The sequence below is a fragment of the Frigoribacterium sp. 2-23 genome, assembly GCF_049601585.1.
GTDB lineage: Bacteria > Actinomycetota > Actinomycetes > Actinomycetales > Microbacteriaceae > Frigoribacterium.
Window position 1 is genome coordinate 2,231,454 of sequence record NZ_CP187126.1, and the last position, 21,196, is coordinate 2,252,649.

At 70.1% G+C, this 21,196-nt stretch carries 19 protein-coding genes; 6 read left to right on the top strand and 13 right to left on the bottom strand.

What is annotated here, in order from left to right; translation table 11 throughout:
- The first annotated feature begins 86 nt into the window (after positions 1 to 86).
- Together ACPEEZ_RS10485 and ACPEEZ_RS10490 are read left to right on the top strand one after the other, a co-directional pair.
- Positions 87 to 1,700: an acyl-CoA carboxylase subunit beta gene (locus ACPEEZ_RS10485; RefSeq protein ID WP_423918484.1), complete on the top strand. Its 1,614-nt coding sequence runs from the start codon at positions 87 to 89 to the stop codon at positions 1,698 to 1,700.
- Positions 1,697 to 1,975 carry an acyl-CoA carboxylase subunit epsilon gene (locus tag ACPEEZ_RS10490; protein ID WP_423918487.1) on the top strand — a complete coding sequence of 93 codons (279 nt, stop codon included), beginning with the start codon at positions 1,697 to 1,699 and terminating at the stop codon, positions 1,973 to 1,975. The genes ACPEEZ_RS10485 and ACPEEZ_RS10490 overlap by 4 nt, the downstream gene beginning before the upstream one ends.
- Before the next feature lie 423 nt (positions 1,976 to 2,398).
- Here ACPEEZ_RS10490 and ACPEEZ_RS10495 read toward each other — a convergent pair whose 3' ends face one another.
- The 4 genes from ACPEEZ_RS10495 to ACPEEZ_RS10510 all read right to left on the bottom strand — a co-directional run bounded on the left by ACPEEZ_RS10495 (position 2,399) and on the right by ACPEEZ_RS10510 (position 6,875).
- Positions 2,399 to 3,508: a hypothetical protein gene (locus ACPEEZ_RS10495; protein ID WP_423918490.1), complete on the bottom strand. Its 1,110-nt coding sequence runs from the start codon at positions 3,506 to 3,508 to the stop codon at positions 2,399 to 2,401.
- Positions 3,505 to 4,707, bottom strand: coding sequence for a sensor histidine kinase (locus ACPEEZ_RS10500; protein ID WP_423918493.1), 1,203 nt, complete (start codon positions 4,705 to 4,707; stop codon positions 3,505 to 3,507). The genes ACPEEZ_RS10495 and ACPEEZ_RS10500 overlap by 4 nt, the downstream gene beginning before the upstream one ends.
- Positions 4,708 to 4,795: 88 nt before the next feature.
- Positions 4,796 to 5,482, bottom strand: coding sequence for a response regulator (locus ACPEEZ_RS10505; protein WP_423924236.1), 687 nt, complete (start codon positions 5,480 to 5,482; stop codon positions 4,796 to 4,798).
- 163 nt (positions 5,483 to 5,645) lie between these two features.
- Positions 5,646 to 6,875 (bottom strand): class I SAM-dependent RNA methyltransferase, encoded by a 1,230-nt coding sequence (locus ACPEEZ_RS10510; RefSeq protein ID WP_423918496.1) that lies wholly within the window; start codon positions 6,873 to 6,875, stop codon positions 5,646 to 5,648.
- Between the two features lie 26 nt (positions 6,876 to 6,901).
- Between ACPEEZ_RS10510 and ACPEEZ_RS10515 the strand changes: the two genes are divergently transcribed.
- The 4 genes from ACPEEZ_RS10515 (at position 6,902) to ACPEEZ_RS10530 (ending at position 12,074) form a co-directional block, all read left to right on the top strand.
- Positions 6,902 to 7,561 carry a Maf family protein gene (locus ACPEEZ_RS10515; protein WP_423918498.1) on the top strand — a complete coding sequence of 220 codons (660 nt, stop codon included), beginning with the start codon at positions 6,902 to 6,904 and terminating at the stop codon, positions 7,559 to 7,561.
- Positions 7,562 to 7,684: 123 nt separating this feature from the next.
- Positions 7,685 to 9,442 (top strand): acetyl/propionyl/methylcrotonyl-CoA carboxylase subunit alpha, encoded by a 1,758-nt coding sequence (locus ACPEEZ_RS10520; RefSeq protein WP_423918503.1) that lies wholly within the window; start codon positions 7,685 to 7,687, stop codon positions 9,440 to 9,442.
- Positions 9,443 to 9,522: 80 nt separating this feature from the next.
- The gene (locus tag ACPEEZ_RS10525; RefSeq protein WP_423918506.1) at positions 9,523 to 10,356 is read left to right on the top strand and encodes a purine-nucleoside phosphorylase; all 834 of its coding nucleotides are present in this window, start codon (positions 9,523 to 9,525) and stop codon (positions 10,354 to 10,356) included.
- A gap of 23 nt (positions 10,357 to 10,379) precedes the next feature.
- On the top strand, positions 10,380 to 12,074 hold the full coding sequence (locus ACPEEZ_RS10530; protein ID WP_423924238.1) for a phospho-sugar mutase: 1,695 nt from the start codon (positions 10,380 to 10,382) through the stop codon (positions 12,072 to 12,074).
- A gap of 113 nt (positions 12,075 to 12,187) precedes the next feature.
- Here the strand turns inward: ACPEEZ_RS10530 and ACPEEZ_RS10535 are convergent, their stop codons facing one another.
- From ACPEEZ_RS10535 to ACPEEZ_RS10575, 9 genes are all read right to left on the bottom strand, one after another.
- Positions 12,188 to 12,460 (bottom strand): PTS sugar transporter subunit IIB, encoded by a 273-nt coding sequence (locus tag ACPEEZ_RS10535; RefSeq protein ID WP_423918509.1) that lies wholly within the window; start codon positions 12,458 to 12,460, stop codon positions 12,188 to 12,190.
- Positions 12,461 to 12,486: 26 nt separating this feature from the next.
- The gene (locus ACPEEZ_RS10540) at positions 12,487 to 12,933 is read right to left on the bottom strand and encodes a PTS sugar transporter subunit IIA (protein ID WP_423918512.1); all 447 of its coding nucleotides are present in this window, start codon (positions 12,931 to 12,933) and stop codon (positions 12,487 to 12,489) included.
- Position 12,934: 1 nt separating this feature from the next.
- A complete protein-coding gene (locus ACPEEZ_RS10545) occupies positions 12,935 to 14,059 on the bottom strand; it encodes an adenosine deaminase (RefSeq protein WP_423918515.1) in 1,125 nt (374 codons plus the stop codon).
- A gap of 31 nt (positions 14,060 to 14,090) precedes the next feature.
- The gene (locus ACPEEZ_RS10550; protein WP_423918516.1) at positions 14,091 to 15,392 is read right to left on the bottom strand and encodes a thymidine phosphorylase; all 1,302 of its coding nucleotides are present in this window, start codon (positions 15,390 to 15,392) and stop codon (positions 14,091 to 14,093) included.
- 73 nt (positions 15,393 to 15,465) lie between these two features.
- Complete coding sequence (locus ACPEEZ_RS10555; RefSeq protein WP_423918519.1) at positions 15,466 to 15,885, bottom strand: cytidine deaminase; 420 nt, start codon at positions 15,883 to 15,885, stop codon at positions 15,466 to 15,468.
- Positions 15,882 to 17,171, bottom strand: a complete 1,290-nt coding sequence (locus tag ACPEEZ_RS10560; RefSeq protein ID WP_423918522.1) for an ABC transporter permease — start codon at positions 17,169 to 17,171, stop codon at positions 15,882 to 15,884. Before ACPEEZ_RS10560 ends, ACPEEZ_RS10555 begins: the two co-directional genes overlap by 4 nt.
- A complete protein-coding gene (locus tag ACPEEZ_RS10565) occupies positions 17,168 to 18,451 on the bottom strand; it encodes an ABC transporter permease (protein ID WP_423918525.1) in 1,284 nt (427 codons plus the stop codon). The genes ACPEEZ_RS10560 and ACPEEZ_RS10565 overlap by 4 nt, the downstream gene beginning before the upstream one ends.
- Positions 18,448 to 19,968 (bottom strand): ABC transporter ATP-binding protein, encoded by a 1,521-nt coding sequence (locus ACPEEZ_RS10570; protein ID WP_423918528.1) that lies wholly within the window; start codon positions 19,966 to 19,968, stop codon positions 18,448 to 18,450. The genes ACPEEZ_RS10565 and ACPEEZ_RS10570 overlap by 4 nt, the downstream gene beginning before the upstream one ends.
- Before the next feature lie 103 nt (positions 19,969 to 20,071).
- A complete protein-coding gene (locus ACPEEZ_RS10575) occupies positions 20,072 to 21,151 on the bottom strand; it encodes a BMP family lipoprotein (RefSeq protein ID WP_423918530.1) in 1,080 nt (359 codons plus the stop codon).
- Positions 21,152 to 21,196: the final 45 nt, after the last annotated feature.

The following is a 21,196-nucleotide window of genomic DNA, read 5'->3' on the forward strand; positions in this document are numbered from 1 at the left end:
ATTGGCCGTGTCCCACGACGATCCGCTCACCGAGCAGGGGGATTCCTCCAACGGCGCCGGGGCGTGCCATTAGTAGAGTGAAGCGCGTGACTTCCGAGACCGTTCCGTCCCCCGACGAGAAGCCCGACCTGTACACGACGGCCGGCAAGCTGGCCGACCTCACCGCCCGATATCACGAGGCCGTGACCGCGAGCGGCGAGGCCGCCATCGCGAAGCAGCACGCGAAGGGCAAGAAGACGGCGCGCGAGCGCATCGACGAGCTGCTCGACCCGGGCTCCTTCGTCGAGCTCGACGAGTTCGTCCGTCATCGCACCCACGCGTTCGGCATGGACAAGAAGCGCCCCTACGGCGATGCGGTCGTGACCGGTACCGGCACGATCCACGGACGCCAGGTCGCGGTCTACTCGCAGGACTTCACCATCTTCGGCGGTTCGCTCGGCGAGGTCGCGGGCGAGAAGATCATCAAGGTCATGCAGCTCGCCCTCAAGACGGGTGTCCCCATCATCGGCATCCTCGACTCGGGCGGGGCCCGAATCCAGGAGGGCGTCGTCGCGCTCGGCAAGTACGGCGAGATCTTCCGGTTGAACACCGCCGCGTCGGGTGTCATCCCGCAGATCTCGATCATCATGGGCCCGGCCGCGGGTGGCGCCGTGTACTCCCCCGCGCTCACCGACTTCGTCATCATGGTCGACAAGACGAGCAACATGTTCGTCACCGGCCCCGACGTGATCAAGACGGTGACCGGAGAAGACGTCGGCTTCGAGGAGTTGGGCGGCGCCCTGACCCACAACAAGGTCTCGGGTGTCTCGCACTACCTCGCCAGCGACGAGAGCGACGCGCTCGACTACGCGCGCTCCCTGCTCTCGTACCTGCCCGACAACAACCTGTCCGACCCGCACGTCTACGACCGCCCGGTCGAGCTCGAGACGACCGACGCCGATCGACAGCTGAACACGCTCATCCCCGACAGCCCGAACCAGCCGTACGACATCACCACGGTCATCGAGCACATCGTCGACGACGCCGAATTCCTCGAGGTGCAGCCGCTGTTCGCCCCCAACATCGTGGTCGGCTTCGGTCGCATCGAGGGGCGCAGTGTCGGCATCATCGCCAACCAGCCGTCGGCCATGGCCGGCACCCTCAACATCGACGCCGGTGAGAAGGCGAGCCGGTTCGTACGCTTCTGCGACGCGTTCGGCATCCCCATCCTCACGCTCGTCGACGTCCCCGGGTTCCTCCCCGGGACCGACCAGGAGTGGACCGGTGTCATCCGCCGCGGCGCGAAGCTGCTCTACGCCTACGCCGAGGCGACGGTGCCCCTGGTCACGGTCATCACGCGCAAGGCGTACGGCGGGGCCTACATCGTGATGGGTTCGAAGCAGCTCGGGGCCGACATCAACCTCGCCTGGCCCACCGCCGAGATCGCTGTCATGGGCGGCCAGGGCGCCGTCAACATCCTCTACCGCAACGAGATCAAGGCGGCCGAGGCCGCCGGCGACGACGTCGCGGCCGTGCGCGCCAGGTTGGCGAGCGAGTACACGTACAACGTCGCCAGCCCCTTCCTCGCCGCCGAACGGGGCGAGCTGGACGGTGTGATCGAACCGGCCGCCACGCGGGTGTCCGTGATCAAGGCACTGCGGGCCCTGCGCACCAAGCGCGCGTCGCTGCCGCCGAAGAAGCACGGGAACATCCCGCTGTGAGCGACGACGGCACGAGCAGCGCCCCGGGCCCCCTGTCTCGCGAGGCGGGTGCCGATGACGACACGCGCCTCCTGCGGGTCGTCTCGGGTGCGCCGACGCCGGAGGAGCTGGCGGCGGTCACGGCCGTCCTGACGGCACTCGAGGCGGCCGAGGCGGCGCGCGAGAACGAGCGCGTCACGAGCCCGGAGACCCCGACGGCCTGGAGCCGGAGCCGACGGTCGCTGCGGACCCCGCTCGATGCCGGTCCGGGACGCTGGCGGGCGTTCTCCGGCTGACCCGAGCGGTCGCGACGTCGCCTGCATCACCCTCCGGGCGATCCCTGTCATCACAGGGGTCGCCCGCGGTCGATTCTGGCGGGCACCCCTTTCGCCTTGTCCCCCTCTCGACGTACCCTCGACTCGTCTCGGTGCGCGACAACGGCCTGTAATCAGCCCTGTTCGGGGGTAGACGAAGCACTCGTCCCCTTTTTGTCCCCCTAAATGATGACTTGGTGATTTGTCGAGAAGTCGGCATTATTACTTGTGCTAGGTGTCTCTCTCAGAGTTACACCACCGACTACGAGCCAACTAGGGTAAGCGGGTTCGTAATCGGGGGCGAGTCAGGGCGACATTCGGGTTGCCGCCCTGACTCGGGGTTTCAGAAGGGCCGGACGATCGTCCGGCCCTTCTTCCTTATCCCGACGTCTGCGACGCCGTCGATCAGGAGGCGCGCGACGCGTCGTCCTCGGAATCGTCGAACACGTCGTCGTAGGCATCGGTGATGGCGCCCTCGGTCCGCGGGATCTGCAACCACAGGCGCACCTCGTCGTCGTCGTCGTCCTCGTCCGCGTCGGCGGAGACACCTCGGCCCAGAGCGCTCGACGAGAGGTCCTGCGAGCCGAGCCCGACGACCGTCACCGCGGCTGCCCCACCGCCGGGCACGGTCCGCACGATGAGGCGATCGGCCGACGAGCCTCGGATGGCCTCCGCCAGCTCTCGGTGGACGCGACGCAGATCGTCGGGACCGAGGTCGTCGATGCCGCCCTCGTCGAGCAGGCTGACGACGGTACCGCGCCGGCGTGCCGCCATGACCTCGCGACGGACGTCGTCGTCGAGCAGTCGGCGCCCCCGGATCTCGTCGCGGATCGCCCCCTCGAGGTTCAGGCACTCCTGCCGCTGCTCGGCCGTGAGATCGCCGCCGGTGGCCACGATCGTCTGCAGCATGGGCCGCGCCGTCCGGCCCGTCTGCAACAGGCGGTACTGCCGCTCGTTGACGTGCGCTTCCTGAGCCGCCTGCCAGTCTGCGGCCTCGTGCTCGGCCAGGATGAACTCCCGCGTCTCGCGGCTAGCCCGAGCGAGCGTCGACGACATCAGGTGGGAGAACCCCACCCAGCTCACGCTCCCGATGACGCCGATGCTCGTCAGGGTGCCGAAGCCGCCCCAGAGCACCGAGTGCACCGTCAAGAACCCGACGCCGAGCCAGGCGTAGCCCTGCCTCCGGCGCGTCGACACGATCACCATCAGCGTCCCGATGGCCGCCACGTACCACGTGGCGTAGCCGTTCCCCTGACCGGGGTCGAGCAGCATCCCGATCTGGATGGGGATGACGATGCTCACCGCGAGGGCCGCGGCAGCCATCCAGACGGGCATCCTGACCTGCTTCGACGGCCACAGGACGATCGCCGTGACGATCGCGTAGAGGGCCATGCAGACGACGACCGGCCATGGATCGGTGAACAGGTCGAGCGACACCGAGGCGAGGACGAGGTGATAGCACGAGAAGACGGCGGCCAGCATCACGATCAGCCAGCGGGGCACCGAGACTCTCATCGCCGTTCTCCTTCGGTCGGGGTGTCCGTGGCGGGCTCGTGCACGGCATCGAGGCGGGTCCGCGGCTCGCCGGCGTCGGCCACCGGCCAGCGCAATCGCACCACCGTGCCGGCTCCGATCGCGGACTCGATCGTCGCGGATCCGCCCGCGTTCGCGACCCGCTCGAGGATCGACACCCGGACGCCGAGTCGCCCCCCGGGCACGGCGGCGACCTCGAAACCGGCTCCCGTGTCGCCGACCTCGATCACGGCTCCGTCGTCGGGCGTCGAGCCGACCGTGATCCAACGCCGGATCGCGAGGCCGTCCCCGGCGTGCTGCGAGCTGTTGACGAGTGCCTGCACCGAGGCGCTGTAGAGGGCCTCGGCCGCTCGGGAGGGCACGCCCTTGCCGTCGATGCCTGCCTCGCGGATGTCGACGTCGACACCCATCTCGCGGCTCACCGTCTGGAGTCGCTCGCAGAGCGAGCGGAGGGACGTGTTGCTCTCGTCGAACGGCGTCGTGCTGGCCGCCGAGGCCACGTGGGCCATCGCGTTGCGCGCCATGTTCGTGGCCAGTTCGCGCTCATCGGGCGAATAGGCCCGCGCGGCCTGGATGAAGGTCGTCAAGACGCTGTCGTGCACGATCGCGTCGACCTGGACCCGTTCGAGCTCGGTCGCGTGCTCGCGGATGGCGTTCGAGTAGCGTGCCACGGCGGTGGCCTGCGCTGCGTCGACGTTCGCGGCCGCCTGACGGATCATCGTGATCAGGATGAGCAGCGCGCCGCCCAGGATGATCGAGTACATCGCGTCGAGCGCGGCGGTCGAGGGCGGCACGCCGCCGCCGGACGGGGTGAGCCGGATGAGGCCGTACGTCAACGGGGCGACGAAGAGGTAGCCGATGGCGACCCAGGACGAGAACGCGAGGGTCGCGGCGGACGTCGCCACCGTGACGAGGTACCAGACCCACGGCACGGTGGGCTGGACGACATCCGGGTCCTGGACCGCGAGAGGCCAGGTGATCAGCGCGATCAGGTACGAGATCGCGACGAAGGCGGTGACGGTCTCGGACCCGCGACCGACGATGCTGGCGACGCCGAGTCCGATGAAGCCCCCGAAGATCGCGAGGCCGATGATCCAGGCCCAGGCGGGCTGCATGGCGCCCACCTGGGCGATCATGACCGGGAAGGTCTGGACCCCGAACACGAGGGCGAACAGCGCCATCCCCCGGGCGAACACCTTGTCGATGAGCGCCCGACTGATCGGGTTGCGTGACGCCCGGGCGGGAGGGGTCGGTCCTACTGACGCCCGGTCAGCGGCCATCGCCGCCGTCCGCGTCGAGCCCGGGGAGGATCCCGTCCTCGACGGCGCGACGGAGGAGGTCGACCTTGGTCGGGGCGGGACGACCGACCTCGACGTACTTCACCCGGATGCGGTCGAGGTATTCACGCGCAGTCGAGTAGCCGATGCCGAGCTGCTGCGCCGCGAGCTTGAGAGGCAGACCCGACGCGTACAGGTGCAGGATCTCGCGCTCGCGCCGGCCCAGCTGCGCCTTGGCGAAGTCACGGTCGGCGTCGATCGCGCTCGCCCACTCGAGGTTGTTGAGCACGTCGCCCCGGGCCACCGTCGCGACGGCGGCCATGACCGTCTTCGTCGCGGACGACTTGGGGATGACACCGGCGGCACCGGCCGCGAGGGCCTCGCGCACCGAGGCGACGCGGTCGGCGATGCTGTGCACGAGCACGGCCGAGCCCGTGGCCTGGACGCGCTTGACGTTCTCCGTCACGGTCGAGCCGTCTCCGAGCGACAGGTCGAGGACGACGACGTCGACCTCGCGGCCGGCGAGGTTCTCGACGAACTCCTGGACGCCGGCAGCGGTCAGCACCACCTCGAAGCCCTCGTTCTGGCACGCGGCCTGGATTCCGAGGCGGACCGACTCGTGGTCGTCGACGATGGCCACGCGCACGGGGCTCGTGGGCCTTTCGGTCGAGGAGTCCACCGTCGTGGTCGTCGATACGGGGCTGTCTGTCACGGGGTCATCCTTCATTCGATGTGCGACCGGGTCCCTGATTCCCGGGCGGGCACGCGATCATCGTATCGGGACGGGACCCCGGCGACGGCGTCGTTTCGCCGACGCCGTCGCGGTCGCCCGGTCGGCGCGGTCAGCGCGTGAGCCGGACGACCGTCTCGACGTGGTGGGTGTGCGGGAAGAGGTCGTACGAGCGGATCGTGTCGAGTGTGTAACCGCCCTCGGCGAAGAGCGCGACGTCGCGGGCGAGCGCCACGGGGTCGCACGCCACGTAGACGATCTGCGCGGGTGCCATGTCGACGAGCTGGTCCACGACGGCCTTGCCCGCACCCGAGCGCGGCGGGTCGAGCACGACCGTGCCGGCACGGAGGCGGCCTCGTTCCACCGAGGACGCCTCGGCGGCCGTCTGCCGGAGCCAGCGGTCGACTCGACCACTCACCGCCGATGCCCCGAGCCAGTCGGCCAGGTTCTCGGACGCGTGCTCGGTCGCACGGCTGTCGCTCTCGACACTGGTGATGCGGGTGCCGAGGCCGAACCGGTCACCGACCGCGGCGGCGAGCAGACCGACCCCGCCGTACAGGTCGAGGTTCGCCGCCTTGGGGTCGAACAGGTCGGCGTCGAGCGCGCCCTGCACGGCGCGGGTCAGGGTCTCGGCCGCCTGGCGGTGCACCTGCCAGAAACCGCCGTCGTCGAGCTGGAACTCGCGGTCACCGACCACCTCGGTGATGGTCGTGGGCGTCTGCTTGCCGATGATGAGCCGGGCGCCGCCGGTGCTCGGGGCGAGCACGTCCACGTGCTCCTCGCCCGGGAAGGCGTCGCCGAGCGGCGCAGCCTCGGCCACGGCCTCCGCGGCGAGCGGGAGATCGCGCACGTGGACCACCCGGTGCGACCGAGCCGCGTACTGACCGGGGCGACCCTCGTCGTCGAGGTGCAGCCGGACCCGGGTACGCCACCCCGTGCCTCCTCGTTCGTCATCACCCGGCAGCGCCTCCACCGTGACGTCGGTCTCGACCCGGCCCATGCGGCTCAGCGAGTCGGTGACGACCTGGCGCTTGAGCTCGCGCTGGTGGGCGAGCTCGATGTGGCCGAACTCGGCGCCGCCCGCGCGGTCGACCGGGTCGACGTCGAGGGCCGCCGCCGACCAGACGTGCTCGCGGCGGTGCGGGCTGGCCTCGACCACCGCGACGGTGTCGGCCCGCCAGAACGACTTCTTGCGGTCGTCGGTGATGCGCGCGACGACCGTCTCACCCGGCAGCGTGTCCGACACGAAGACCACGCGGCCGTCGAGTCGCGCGACCGAGATTCCGCCGTGGGCGATGCCCGTGATCTCCAGTTCGACCTCTCGGCCCTGCATGTCTGCCATCCGACAAGTCTGACAGGCTGGCAGACGTGACCGTTCCCCTCTATCTGGCCAGCACCTCCCCCGCCCGCCTCGCCCTGCTCCGTGCCGCGGGCATCGAGCCGCGGTTGATCAGCCCCGGCGTCGACGAGGACGCCGCGGTCGCCGTCGAGCAGGAGCGCCTCGGCCGCCCCCTCGACGCGCCCGAGACCGTCGCGCTGCTCGCCCGCGCCAAGGCCGAGGCCGTGCTCGACACCCTGGTCGACGGCGAGCCGATCGACGGGCTCGTCCTCGGCGGCGACTCCGCCTTCGAGTTCGACGGCGAGGTGCACGGCAAGCCGCACGAGCCCGCGGTGGCGCTCGATCGGTGGCGCCGCATGGCCGAGATCGGCCACGGCACGCTGTGGTCGGGCCATTGGCTGATCGATCACCGAGGAGGCGCGGTGCAGGCGGCCGCCGGTCGCACCGCGCACGCCGACCTCACGTTCGCGGACGACCTGGTGCCCGACGAGCTCGACGCCTACATCGGGTCGGGTGAGCCCCTCGAGGTCGCCGGGGCGTTCACGATCGACGGCCTGGCCTCCGCGTTCATCACGCACATCGAGGGCACCCCGAGTGCCGTGGTCGGCCTCTCGGTGCCGGTGCTGCGCGATCTGGTGCGCGGGTTCGGGGTCCCCTGGCACGATCTGTGGACGAGCCGGACGCGCTGACGGCCCGCACGCCGGCCTCACGCAGGTGACCGTCGATCTTGTAGGTGTTGTGACGGACCGATTCATTCTTTTTGTGCACGTCAGCCAAAGGCGCCGCAGGTCGCAGCCCTAGGCTTAGGAGTTATGCCGCGTATCAGCAAGGTCCTCATCGCCAACCGTGGAGAGATCGCCGTCCGCGTGATCCGCGCCGCCCGCGACAGCGGGATCGGCTCCGTCGCCGTCTACGCCGATCAAGACCGGGACGCCCTCCACGCCCGCCTCGCCGACGAGGCCTACGCGCTGGACGGCATGACGAGCGCCGAGACCTACCTCGTCATCGACAAGATCCTCTCGGTGGCCCGCCGCTCGGGTGCCGACGCCGTGCACCCCGGCTACGGGTTCCTGGCCGAGAACGCCGACTTCGCCCGCGCCGTCCTCTCGGCCGGTCTGATCTGGATCGGCCCGTCGCCCGACGCCATCGAGCAGCTCGGCGACAAGGTGTCGGCGCGCCACATCGCCGAACGGGTCGGCGCCCCGCTCGCACCGGGCACCCTCAACCCCGTCTCGGGCGCCGACGAGGTGCTCGAGTTCGTCGACCAACACGGGCTGCCCGTCGCCATCAAGGCGGCCTTCGGCGGCGGCGGCCGCGGCCTCAAGGTCGCCCGCACCCGCGAGGAGGTGCCCGAGCTCTTCGACTCGGCCACGCGCGAGGCCGTCGCGGCGTTCGGGCGCGGCGAGTGCTTCGTCGAGAAGTACCTGGACAAGCCGCGTCACGTCGAGACCCAGTGCCTCGCCGACGAGCACGGCAACGTGGTCGTCGTGTCCACCCGCGACTGCTCGCTGCAGCGTCGGCACCAGAAGCTCGTCGAGGAGGCGCCCGCGCCGTTCCTGACCGACGAGCAGAAGACGCGTCTCTACGAGTCGTCGAAGGCCATCCTCCGCGAGGTGGGCTACGTCGGCGCCGGCACCTGCGAGTTCTTGATCGGCCAGGACGGCACGGTGTCGTTCCTCGAGGTGAACACGCGCCTCCAGGTGGAGCACCCGGTCTCGGAGGAGGTCACCGGCCTCGACCTCGTCCGCGAGCAGTTCCGCCTCGCCGAGGGCGGCGTGCTCGACTACGCCGACCCCGAGCCCCGCGGTCACTCGTTCGAGTTCCGGATCAACGGCGAGGACGCCGGTCGCAACTTCATGCCCGCCCCCGGCCCCGTGCACGTGTTCAAGCCCGCCGCGGGCCCCGGCGTCCGCGTCGACAGCGGCGTCCAGGCCGGCGACGAGATCAGCGGGTCGTTCGACTCGCTGCTCGCCAAGCTGATCGTCACCGGTTCGTCGCGCGAGGACGCCCTCGAGCGCTCGCGTCGCGCCCTGGCCGAGTTCGAGGTCGCGGGCCTGCCGACCGTCCTGCCCTTCCACCGGGTGATCGTCGACGACCCGGCCTTCGCACCCGAGGACGGGCAGCCGTTCTCCATCTACACGCGATGGATCGAGACCGAGTTCGACAACACCATCCCGGCGTGGAGCGGCGAGGCCGAGACGCCCCGCCCCGACGACGAGCGCACGACCGTCGTGGTCGAGGTGGGCGGCAAGCGCGTCGAGGTCTCGCTGCCGGCCGGTCTCGGTGCCCGCACCGCGCCTCCTGCCGTCGCCCCGCGCCGTCGCGGCGCCTCGGGCGGCGCCGTCGCCACGGCGACCGGTGCCGAGGTGAAGGCGCCGATGCAGGCGACCGTGGTCAAGGTCGCCGTCGAGGAGGGGCAGCAGGTCGTCAAGGGCGATCTGGTGCTCGTGCTCGAGGCCATGAAGATGGAACAGCCCGTCGCCGCCCACCGCGACGGCACCGTGACCGGTATCGACGCCGCCGTCGGGGCCACCGTCTCGTCGGGTCACGTGCTGCTCCAGATCGCGTAGCGACCCCGGTCGTCAGAGTGCCGCGCGGGAGCCGCGCGGCACGGCCGACGGGGCCTGCGGAGGCCTCTAGAGTGGACCTCATGTCGCAGATCCACAGCCACCCGCTCGACGACCCCGCCGCCGACCCCTTCGAGGTCGCCGCCACCGCCGCCGCCGAGATCGCCGAGAAGACCGGCGTCGCCCAGCACGACATCGCCCTCACCCTGGGCAGCGGCTGGGCCAAAGCCGCCGACCTGATCGGCGAGACCACGGCGGAGATCCCCGCCACCGAGATCACCGGTTTCAGCGCCTCGGCCGTGGTCGGCCACACGGGCTCGATCCGGAGCATCGCCCTGCCGTCGGGCAAGAACGCCCTCGTGATCGGTGCCCGCACGCACTACTACGAGGACCACGGCGTGCGCCGTGTCGTGCACAGCGTCCGCACCGCTGCCGCCACCGGCGCGTCGATCATGATCTTGACCAACGGCGCGGGCGGAATCAAGGAGACCTGGAAGCCGGGCAGCCCGGTGCTGATCAGCGATCACATCAACCTCACGGCCGACTCGCCCCTCGAAGGCGCGACGTTCATCGACCTCACCGACCTCTACTCCGCGCGTCTGCGCGACATCGCCCGCACCATCGACCCGTCGCTGGACGAGGGCGTCTACACGCAGTTCCGCGGCCCGCACTACGAGACCCCGGCCGAGGTGCAGATGGCCAAGGCGATCGGCGGCCACATCGTCGGCATGTCCACCGCCCTCGAGGCCATCGCCGCCCGTCAGGCCGGCATGGAGATCCTCGGCATGTCGCTCATCACGAACCTGGCCGCCGGTATCCAGAAGGAGCCGCTCAGCCACGCCGAGGTACTCGAGGCCGGCCGCGAGGCCGAGCCGGTCATCAGCGACCTGCTCGCCCGCATCGTGGCGGCCCTGTGAGCGACGGGCAGTCGCAGGACGCGGTGTCGCGTGACGGGCTGTCGCGCGACGGGCTCGACTCGCTCCTCGCGGCGGCACGATCCTGGCGGGACCAGGACCCGGACGACGAGACGCGCGACGAACTCGACCGCCTGCTGACCCGGGCCGCCGAGGGCGACGCCGCGGCCGTGGCAGACCTGGCCGACCGCTTCTCCGACCGGCTGCAGTTCGGCACGGCCGGGCTCCGCGGTGCCCTCGGTGCCGGGTCGAACCGCATGAACCGCGTGCTCGTGGCTCAGGCCGCCGCGGGCTTCGCGGCCTTCCTGCTGGGGCGTGACGACTCCCCCTCGATCGTGATCGGCTACGACGGCCGCAAGAACAGCGACGTCTTCGCCCGCGACACCGCCGAGATCATGGCGGGTGCCGGCATCCGCGCCGTCATCCTGCCCCGTGCCCTGCCCACCCCGGTGCTGGCCTTCGCGGTGCGTCACCTCGACTTCAGCGCGGGTGTGATGGTCACGGCGAGCCACAACCCGCCGCAGGACAACGGCTACAAGGTCTACCTCGGCGGTCTCGACCACGGGTCGCAGATCGTCTCCCCGGTTGACGGCGAGATCGCCGCGCTGATCGAGCAGGCCGCCGAGTCACCCGTCACCGACCTCGCGCGGTCGGACGACTACACGGAGGCCGGCGACGACCTCGTCGGCGAGTACGTCGATCGGACGGCCGCCCTCGCGGGCACGGCCGCCGCGGGTCGCCAGCCGCGGGTCGTCTACACGGCCATGCACGGCGTCGGCTGGGAGACCGCCCGACGAGTGTTCGCCAAGGCCGGCTTCGCCGAGCCGATCCCGGTCTCCGAGCAGGCGGCTCCCGACGCCGCCTTCCCGACCGTGGCCTTCCCCAACCCCGAGGAGCCGGGAGCGATGGACCTGTCCTTCGCGACGGCCGACCGGGTCGAGGCCGACCTCGTCATCGCCAACGACCCGGACGCCGATCGCCTCGCGGTCGCGATCCCGGGCGACGGCGGCTGGCGTCGTCTCAGCGGCAACGAGGTCGGGGCGCTGCTGGGCTGGCGTGCCGCCGAACGCGCCCAGCGTGACGACGTCGACGGCACCCTCGCCGCCAGCATCGTCTCCACGCCCGCCCTGCGCGCCATCGCCGGCGAGTACGGCCTCGACTACGCCGACACGCTCACCGGCTTCAAGTGGGTCTCCCGCGTCGGGGGGCTGCTCTACGGCTTCGAGGAGGCCCTCGGGTACCTCGTCGACCCGGCGAAGGTCCGCGACAAGGACGGCATCTCCGCCGCCGTCGACCTGCTCGCCCTCGCGACCGAGCTGCACACGCAGGGCTCGTCGCTCGCGGAGCACCTCGTCGCGTTCGACGAGCGATTCGGCGCCTACGCGTCGTCGCAGATCTCGATCCGGGTCGACGACCTGTCGCAGATCACGGCCATGACGGCCCGTCTCCGTGCTGAACCGCCGTCGCGAGTCGGTTCGCTCGTCGTCGACCGCATCGACGACTTCCGGTCGGGCTTCGGCGAGTTCCCGCCCGGCGACATCCTGCGACTCTGGCTCACGGACGGCTCGCGGGTCATCGTGCGGCCGAGCGGCACCGAGCCGAAGCTCAAGGTCTACATCGACGCGTCGAGCACGGTCGGCGACGCGGCAGCCCGCCGCACGGCGGCCGAGGCCGCCGTGGCCGAGCTCGACCGCGGGATGCGCGAGCTGCTCGCCGGCTGACGCGCGAGCCGCTCGCCGCGAGCCGCTCGGCGCGTGCCGCTCGGCACGCGAAAAGGGACGACGCACCCCCGGGCCCGGGGGTGCGTCGTCCCTTTACGCGTGTGTCGGCGGTGCTAGCCGAGCGACCGCTGGAGCTTCTCGGTCAGCTCCTGCTGGTCGAAGTGGTTCTGGATGACGATGACGTCGGCGTAGGTCGTGCCGATGGCCTCGACGAACTCGGCCGACGTCAGGATGACCTGCGCATCGTCGGCCACCTCTGCGATCGACGCGATGTCGGCCGCGACCACATCGGCCTCGATGTCGAGCCGGGCGAGGACGCGTTCGGCGTTCACCTTCAGGATTCCGCTGCTGCCGATGCCGGCTCCACAGATGGTGACGATCTTCATGGCGACTCCGTTCGGGGTGCTGCAGGTCAGGCGGGGACGCCCATGAGCCGACGGATCTCGTCGGACGACGTCGCGTCGGCGAGGGCCTCGATGACCGACGCGTCGTTGAACACGTTGGCCAGCTCGGCGATCGACTCGAGGTGCCCGCCGACGCTGGCCACGGCCAGGCCGAGCACGACCCGGACGGGATCGTTGTGCGGGTGCCCGAACGAGACGGGTTCGGCCAATGTGACGACCGCGAGACCATCACGGACGACCTGGTCGCCGGGCCGGGCGTGCGCGAGCACGAGACCCGGCGCGATGACGACGTAGGGGCCGTGCTCCTCGATCATGCGGACCATCTCGTCACCGTAGCCGTCCAGCGTCGCGCCGGATGCGACCAGGGCCGCGCCGGCCGTGTGCACGGCCTCGCGCCAGTCGGCGACCCGGGCCGAGATGACGATCGCGTCGTCGGGCAGTTCGGGGAGCGGCATGTCAGGCGCCTTCGAAGCCCGCCGAGATGCGGTCGGCCAGATCGTCACGGTCTTCGAGCGGCAGGAAGCTCGCGGCGGCCGCATTGAGCTGGAACGCCTCGAGGTCGGACAGCTCGTAGTCGAACGCCTGGGCGAGCAGCGCCAGCTCTTTGGACAGGCTGGTGCGGCTCATCAGGCGGTTGTCCGTGTTGACCGTGACCCGGTAGCCGAGCTGGTAGAGCAGGTCGAACGGGTGGTCGTCGAGGTCGGTGCCCCAGGCGGCGATGGCGCCCGTCTGCAGGTTCGACTGCGGCGACAGCTCGAGCGCGATCTCGCGGTCACGGACCCAGGCCGCGACCGGCCCGAGCTCGACCGTCGTCTGACCCTTGTCGGTGCCGACGACGTGGACGTCTTCGGCCAGGCGGACGCCGTGACCGAGACGCAGGGCGCGGCCGTCGAGCAGCGCGCCGCGGATGCTGTCGAGGCCGTCGGCCTCGCCGGCGTGCACGGTGACGGGCATGAACTCGCGGGCGAGCAACTCGAACGCGGCCTTGTGGGCGCCGGCGGGGAACCCGGCCTCGGCACCGGCGATGTCGAACCCGATGACACCGTTCTCGCGGTGCCGCACGGCGAGACCGGCGATCTCGAGCGACCGATCGGCGTGACGCATGGCCGTGACCAGCTGCCCGACCGAGATCTCGTGCCCGGCGGCGGCGGCCTCGGCGATGCCCTGCTCGATGCCGCTCTGGACGGCCTCGACCGTCGCGTCGAGCGAGAGCCCCTTCTGGAGGTGCTGCTCGGGTGCCCAGCGGACCTCGCCGTGGATGACGCCGTCGGCGACCAGGTCGAGGACGAACTCGCGCGCCACGCGCTCGAGCCCGGCCTCGGTCTGCATCACCGAGAGGGTGACGTCGAAGGTCTTGAGGTAGTCGGGCAGGTTGCCCGAGTCCGCCGAGTCGACGAACCACTGCTCGAGCGCCTCCGCACCACCCTGGACGGGCAGCTCCGCACCGACCTGGTCGGCGAGTTCGACGATCGTCTCGGGCCGCAGGCCACCGTCGAGGTGGTCGTGCAGCGAGACCTTCGGCAGAGCCGCGATGCTGGGCCCGCCATTGGGCAGTCGGTAGTCCTTATCGGGAGCACTCATGCCGTAAGGCTACTAGCTCGATCCTGCGGGATCAGACGATCCGGTCGGCGACCAGGCGACGCGCCGCGGGTGCGGAGTCGCCGATGGTCCAGGCGCCCTCGACGGCCTCGAGTGCGCGCTCGAACCGGGCCGGCTCGTCCGCGTGCAGCGTGAAGAGCGGCTGCCCCGCCGTGACCCGGTCGCCCGGCTTCGCGTGCAGCTCGATACCCGCTGCGGCCTGCACCGGGTCCTGCTTGCGGGCGCGTCCCGCTCCGAGGCGCCAGGCGGCGATGCCGAAGGGCAGCGCGTGCTGTTCGGTGAGGAAGCCCGACTCGGCCGCGGTGACGACGTGGGTCTCCTTCGCCGTCGCGAGCGGCGCCTCCGGATCTCCGCCCTGGGCTCGGATCATGGCCTTCCAAGCGTCCATGGCGCGTCCGTCGTCGAGGGCCGCCTCCACGTCCGCGTCGGGCTGGCCGGCGAGGGTGAGCATCTCGCGGGCGAGGGCGACGGTCAGCTCGCGGATGTCGGCGGGGCCGCCACCGGCCAGCACGTCGACGGACTCGCGGACCTCGAGGGCGTTGCCGATCATGAGGCCGAGCGGCACGTTCATGTCGGTGATCAGCGCGGTCGTCGCGACACCGGCGTCGTTGCCGAGGTCGACCATGGTGCGGGCGAGCAGACGGGACTGCTCGATGTCCTGGATGAACGCGCCCGAGCCGAACTTCACGTCGAGGACGAGCGCCGCCGTGCCCTCTGCGATCTTCTTCGACATGATCGACGAGGCGATGAGCGGGATGCACTCGACGGTGCCCGTGATGTCGCGCAGGGCGTAGAGCTTGCCGTCGGCGGGCGCGAGTCCCGACCCGGCCGCGCAGACGACCGCGCCCGAGTCGGCCATGATCTCGCGCATGCGCTCGTTGCTGATCGACGCCTGCCAGCCGGGGATCGACTCGAGCTTGTCGAGCGTGCCACCGGTGTGGCCGAGACCGCGGCCCGACAGCTGCGGGACGGCGACGCCGAACGACGCGACGAGCGGCGCGAGCGGCAGGGTGATCTTGTCGCCCACTCCCCCGGTCGAGTGCTTGTCGACCGTGGTCTTGCCGAGACCCGAGAAGTCCATCGTCTCGCCGCTGCGGATCATCGCGAGCGTCATGTCGCGGATCTCGCGGCGCTCCATCCCGTTCAGGAAGATCGCCATGGTCAGGGCCGACATCTGCTCGTCGGCCACGTAGCCGCGCGTGTACGCGTCGATCAACCAGTCGATCTGGGCCGTGCTCAGCTCGCCCTTGCCGCGCTTCACACGGATCAGGTCGACGGTGTCGAAGGGCTCGACGGCGGCGGAGGTGGCGGTCATGGGTGTCTCCTGACGGTGGTGCGATGGGACGGTGGCGAGAAGCCGGGAGGCCGAGAGGCCGAGGAGGCGCGGGTCAGCCCTGCGAGGCCCGGAACTCCTCGAGTTGGCGGGGCCCGAACGCGTCGGGGATGACCTCGTCGATGGTCTTGAAGCCCGAGACGGTGTCGAGCACCATCGAGGCGTCGCTGTGTTCGTAGAGCAGCTGACGGCATCGCCCACAGGGCATCAGCACGTCGCCGTTGCCGTCGACGCAGGCGAAGGCGACGAGTCGGCCGCCGCCCGTCATGACGAGGTCGCTGACCAAGGAGCACTCCGCGCACAGCGTGATGCCGTACGAGGCGTTCTCCACGTTGCAGCCCGAGACGATGCGCCCGTCCGTGGTGAGCGCGGCGGCCCCGACCGGGAACCTCGAGTAAGGGACGTATGCCTTGGCCATGGCGGCCCGGGCGGCGTCTCGAAGGGCCGCCCAGTCCGTGCTCTCGACGACGCTCATGACTTGATGTACGGCTTGCCGGAGGCCGCAGGGCCTCGCGACTGACCGACGAGTCCGGCGACGGCGAAGATCGTCACGACGTACGGCAGCATCAGCATGAACTCGCTCGGCACCGGCGAACCGATGGCCCCGAGCACGTTCTGCAGGTTGCTGGCGAAGCCGAAGAGCAGCGCGGCGAGTGTCGCCTTGATCGGGTCCCAGCGTCCGAAGATCACGGCGGCCAGGGCGATGAATCCGGCTCCCGCCGTCATCTCCTTCTGGAAGTTGCCGAGCGAGCCGAGGGTGAAGTACGCGCCACCCAGACCGGCGATGGCGCCGGCGAGCGAGACGTTCCAGAAGCGGGTCGCGTTGACCTTGATGCCGACGGTGTCGGCCGCCTGCGGGTGCTCGCCGACCGCGCGGAGGCGAAGACCCCACCGCGTGCGGAACAGACCGTAGAAGACGACCGCGATGGCGATATACATCAGGTACACGATGATCGTCTGCCGGAAGAACACCGGCCCGATGATCGGGATCTGGCTGAGCAGCGGGATGTCCAGCTGCGGGAACCGCACGCCCTGGTTGAGCGCCTCGGACTTCGCCAGCACCTGCGAGTACAGGAAGCTCGTGAGACCCGTGACGAGCACGTTGAGCACGACGCCCACGATGACCTGGTCCACGATGTAGCGGATGCTGAACACGGCCAGAACCATCGACACCAGCACGCCTGCGATCATGGCGCCGACGAGACCGACGTAGGCCGAACCGGTGGCCGAGGCGACGGTCGCCGAGACGAACGCGCCGGCGAGCAGCTGACCCTCGATGGCGACGTTGACGACGCCGACGCGCTCGGAGATGACACCGCCGAGGGCACCGAAGATCAACGGGGTGCTCAGCGCCAGGGCACCGAGCAGCAGACCGGGGACGGGGATGGTGGAGCCGGCGCTCGTCCAGGTCAGAAAGGCGACCAGGAAGAGCACGCCGAACAGCGCGATCGACCACAGCGGCAGCTTCGTCGCCCGCACGGTGAGCACGAACGCGGCCACGGTGAGCGCGGCGAGGACGATGGTCAGCACGACTCCGGTCGCTGCGGAGGGCAGCACCGCGTCGGGCAGGGCCACGAAGTCGGTCGACGTCGACAACCGGAAGGTGCTGTCGCCCTGGCGCGCGAAGCCGACGAACAGGACCGCCGCGAGCACCGTGAAGACGGCGAACGCGATGGGCGCCTTGAACGAGCGCGTGACGGCGCGGGACAGATCGGGCGACGGCGCAGCGGGTGCCGCGGTGTCGGGGGTGAGTGTGCTCACTTGGTGACCACCGCCTCCTTGGTGGATGCCGCACGGACCGGGCGGGCGCCCGGGGCCGGCAGACGGAAGATGCTGCGGACGAGCGGCGGTGCCGCGACGAACAACACGATGAGCGACTGGACGACGAGCACGATGTCGATGGGCACGCCGTTCGCGGCCTGCATCGAGTAGCCACCGGCCTTGAGCGCACCGAACAGGATGCCGGCGCCGAAGACGCCCCACGGTCGCGACCGGCCGAGCAGCGCGACCGTGATGGCGTCGAAGCCGATACCGGCGTCGATGCCCGAGGTGAACCCCGTGGTCAGCGTGCCGAGCACCTGGGTCGAGCCGGCCACACCAGCGAGAGCACCGGAGATGAGCATCGCGTACAGGTAGATGTTCTTGACGTTCATACCGGCGGTGCGCGCGGCGTGCGGATTCTCGCCGACGGCCCGGAAGCGGAATCCGAGCGTCGACCGGTTGATCAGCCACCAGACGACCGCGGTGATCACGATGACGAGGACGAAGCCCCAGTTGAGGTTGTAGCGCGCTCCGAACAGGTCGGGCAGAACGGCCGTCTCGAGGGTGGCGGGCGACTTCGGGTTGTTGCTGCCGGGAGCCTGCAGGAGGCCCTGGGTGCGCAGCATGAACGCGATCAGGTAGAAGGCGATGTAGTTGAGCATGATCGTGAGGATCACCTCGTGGGCCCCGGTGCGTGCCTTGAGCAGACCGACGAGGCCACCCCAGAGCGCGCCGGCGGCGATACCGGCTGCGAGGGCCAGGGGCAGGTGCAGCGCGAGCGGCAGGTGGAACGAGAAGCCCACCCAGCCGGCCGCCGCGGCCGCCATCAGCATCTGACCGCGGGCACCGATGTTGAACAGACCGACGCGGAACGCCACGGCGACACCAAGACCGGCGGCGATGAGCGGGACCGAGTAGTTCAGCGTCTCGGTCAGCGGCTTGATGCCGGCGGCGAACCCGTTCACCCGGAAGTTGTAGACGGCGCCCTGGAAGAGCGACGAGTACGAGCCGCCGACGGAGGACCAGAACGCCTGGAAGAAGTCGCTCGGTCGGCTGAAGAAGTAACCCATCGTCGCCTGGACGCCCTGGTCGGTGAACCCGATCAGGAGACCGGACACGACGAGCGCCAACACGACGGCGAGCACGGAGATGACCGCGCTGCCCGACGTCAGCTCGCGGACGAAGCGCGACCCGCGCGACTCCTCGGGGGCCGGCGTCGTCGGGGGCGTCGACGCGGCCGGTGCCGTACCAGGGGTCGACGTGGTGGGGGCGTCGCTCACGCTGCCTGCTCCGTTCCGTCCGGCATCTCGCCGGTCATCATCAATCCGAGCACCTCGCGAGGTGTGGTCGCCGGCACGATGCCGACGATGCTGCCGCGGTACATCACCGCGATGCGGTCGGCCAGGGCGACGACCTCGTCGAGCTCGGTCGAGACCACGATCACCGGGACACCCGAGTCCCGGGTCGCGACGATGCGCTTGTGCACGAACTCGATCGAGCCGACGTCGATGCCGCGGGTGGGTTGCGCGGCCACGAACAGGCGCAGGTCGCGGCTGAGCTCGCGGGCCAGGACGACCTTCTGCTGGTTTCCGCCCGAGAGCCGACCCGCGGGCGTCGTGATGCCCTGCGTGCGGATGTCGAACTCCGTCACCTTGTCGACGGCGAACGCCGCCAGCTCGGCCAGGCGCAACGAGCCGCGCTTGACGAACGGGCCGGACTGCGACCGGTCGAGCATGAGGTTCTCCGCCACCGTGAACTCGCCGACCAGGCCGTCCTCGTTGCGGTCCTCGGGGACGAAGCCCACGCCGGCGTCGAGGACCCGTCGGACGCTCTGCCCCGTGATGTCATTGCCGTCGAGAGACACGCGGCCCTCGACGCGGTCCTGCAGCCCGAGGATCGCCTCGGTCAGCTCGGTCTGGCCGTTGCCCTGCACACCCGCGATCGCGAGGATCTCGCCGCGACGGACCTCGAACGACACGTCGTCGACGACGACCTGTCCGATCGGGTCGATGACGCGGAGGCCGTCGACGACGAGAGCCGCCGCGCCCGGCGCCGCGGGAGTCTTCTGCACGGTCAGCTCGACCGCGCGACCGACCATGAGCGACGCGAGCTCGGCGTTCGTGGCCGAGGGGTCGGCCTCGCCCACCACCTTGCCGAGGCGGATGACGGTGATGCGGGACGCGACCTCGCGGACCTCGCGCAGCTTGTGGGTGATGAACACGATGCCGGTGCCCGCGTCGCGCAGCTGACGCATGATGACCATCAGCTCGTCGGTCTCCTGCGGCGTGAGCACGGCGGTCGGCTCGTCGAAGACGAGCACCTTGGCATCGCGGGACAGGGCCTTGATGATCTCGACGCGCTGCTGCACACCGACGGGCAGCTCTTCGACGAGGGCGTCGGGGTCGATGTCGAAGCCGAAGCGGCTCGAGATCTCTCGCACGCGGGCACGGGCGGCGACGAGATCGAGACGCCCGCCGGTCTTGGTCTCTTCGTGGCCGAGCATCACGTTCTCGGCGACCGTGAAGACGGGGACGAGCATGAAGTGCTGGTGCACCATGCCGATGCCGGCCGCCATGGCCTCGCCGGGCCCGGCGAAGTGCTGGACGACGTCGTCCAGCAGGATCTCGCCCTCTTCGGCCTGGTAGAGGCCGTAGAGGACGTTCATCAACGTCGACTTGCCGGCGCCGTTCTCACCGAGCAGACAGTGGATCTCACCAGGCTCGACGGTGAGGCTGATGTGGTCGTTCGCGGTGAGGGCGCCGAAGCGCTTCGTGATGCCCTTGAGTTCGAGCTTCATCTCGTCAATCTACCTCGGGTCGTAGGCGTGGAAAGGGCCCGGAGCAGCGGTTCAGACCGCGCTCCGGGCCCCCTAATGCGGCAATGCTAATCGATGCTCGGGACTACTTGAGCGCCGAGGGCGACTTGACCTCGATCGAGCCGTCGATGATGCCCTTCTTGATGGTGTCGATCTCACCGGAGAGGCTCGAGTCGACCTTGTCGGCGTAGTCGTGGAACGGCGCGAGGCCGACGCCGTCGTTCTCCAGCGTGCCCACGTAGGGCTTGTTCGAGAACTTGCCCTCGCTGGCCTGCGTGACGACGTCGTCCGTCGCCTGCTTGATGCCCTTGAGCACCGAGGTGAGGAAGAGATCCTTGTTCGCGGAGTCCGTCTCGTAGGTGTCGCTGTCGGCACCGATGAGGACGACGGACTTGCCCGAGTCGCGGATGGCCGCGGCGGCGCTCTGGTAGATCGGGCCGCCGACCGGCAGGATCACGTCGGCGTCCTGGTCGATCAGGGTCTGGGCGCTCTGCTTGGCCGTGGTGCCGGCCTCGAAGCCACCCGTGAACGTGCCGGTCTGGCTGTCGACGTCCCAGCCGACGACCTTGACGCTCTTGCTCTTCTTCTCGTTGTAGTACTTCACGCCGTCGGCGAAGCCGTCCATGAAGATCGTGACGGTCGGGTACTGCATACCGCCGAAGGTGCCGACAGTGCCGGTCTTCGAGTAGCTGGCGGCGGCGTAGCCGGCGAGGAAGGCGGCCTCGGACGTGTTGAACGTGATCGGCTGGACGTTGTCGGCCGTGATCGACGCGTCGTCGATGGTCGCGTAGTTGATGGTGCTGTTCTCGGCGGCGGCGGCCTTGGTCGCGTCGGCGAGCGCGAAGCCCACCGTGACGATCAGGTTGCAGCCCTGCGCGGCGAGGTTCGACAGGTTGGCGTCGAAGACGGTGTCATCGGCCGACTCGACGGTCTTCGCCTCGGTGTTCGCGGCCTTCGCGGCCTCCTGCAGGCCCTCGTAGCCGAGCTGGTTGAACGACTTGTCGTCGAAGCCGCCGGCGTCCGAGACCATGCACGGCACGAAGTCGCTCGAGCCGCCACTCGCCGAGCCGCTGCTCTCGGGCGCCGAGGCACAGCCGGCCAGGATCGCGGCGGTGCCGAACAGGGCGATACCGCTGAGCACGGCTTTGCGCGCAGTTGTAGTCAAGGTGTCCTCCAAGGTGCAGCCCGGCACCAGTAGCCGGGCGGGTCT

Bases quoted from the DNA above. Each gene is read 5' to 3' on its own strand.
- ACPEEZ_RS10495 (WP_423918490.1), bottom strand. From the start codon at position 3,508: ATGAGAGTCTCGGTGCCCCGCTGGCTGATCGTGATGCTGGCCGCCGTC.
- ACPEEZ_RS10500 (WP_423918493.1), bottom strand. From the start codon at position 4,707: ATGGCGCTGTTCGCCCTCGTGTTCGGGGTCCAGACCTTCCCGGTCATG.
- ACPEEZ_RS10510 (WP_423918496.1), bottom strand. From the start codon at position 6,875: ATGGCAGACATGCAGGGCCGAGAGGTCGAACTGGAGATCACGGGCATC.
- ACPEEZ_RS10520 (WP_423918503.1), top strand. From the start codon at position 7,685: ATGCCGCGTATCAGCAAGGTCCTCATCGCCAACCGTGGAGAGATCGCC.
- ACPEEZ_RS10525 (WP_423918506.1), top strand. From the start codon at position 9,523: ATGTCGCAGATCCACAGCCACCCGCTCGACGACCCCGCCGCCGACCCC.
- ACPEEZ_RS10535 (WP_423918509.1), bottom strand. From the start codon at position 12,460: ATGAAGATCGTCACCATCTGTGGAGCCGGCATCGGCAGCAGCGGAATC.
- ACPEEZ_RS10540 (WP_423918512.1), bottom strand. From the start codon at position 12,933: ATGCCGCTCCCCGAACTGCCCGACGACGCGATCGTCATCTCGGCCCGG.
- ACPEEZ_RS10545 (WP_423918515.1), bottom strand. From the start codon at position 14,059: ATGAGTGCTCCCGATAAGGACTACCGACTGCCCAATGGCGGGCCCAGC.
- ACPEEZ_RS10550 (WP_423918516.1), bottom strand. From the start codon at position 15,392: ATGACCGCCACCTCCGCCGCCGTCGAGCCCTTCGACACCGTCGACCTG.
- ACPEEZ_RS10555 (WP_423918519.1), bottom strand. From the start codon at position 15,885: ATGAGCGTCGTCGAGAGCACGGACTGGGCGGCCCTTCGAGACGCCGCC.
- ACPEEZ_RS10570 (WP_423918528.1), bottom strand. From the start codon at position 19,968: ATGAAGCTCGAACTCAAGGGCATCACGAAGCGCTTCGGCGCCCTCACC.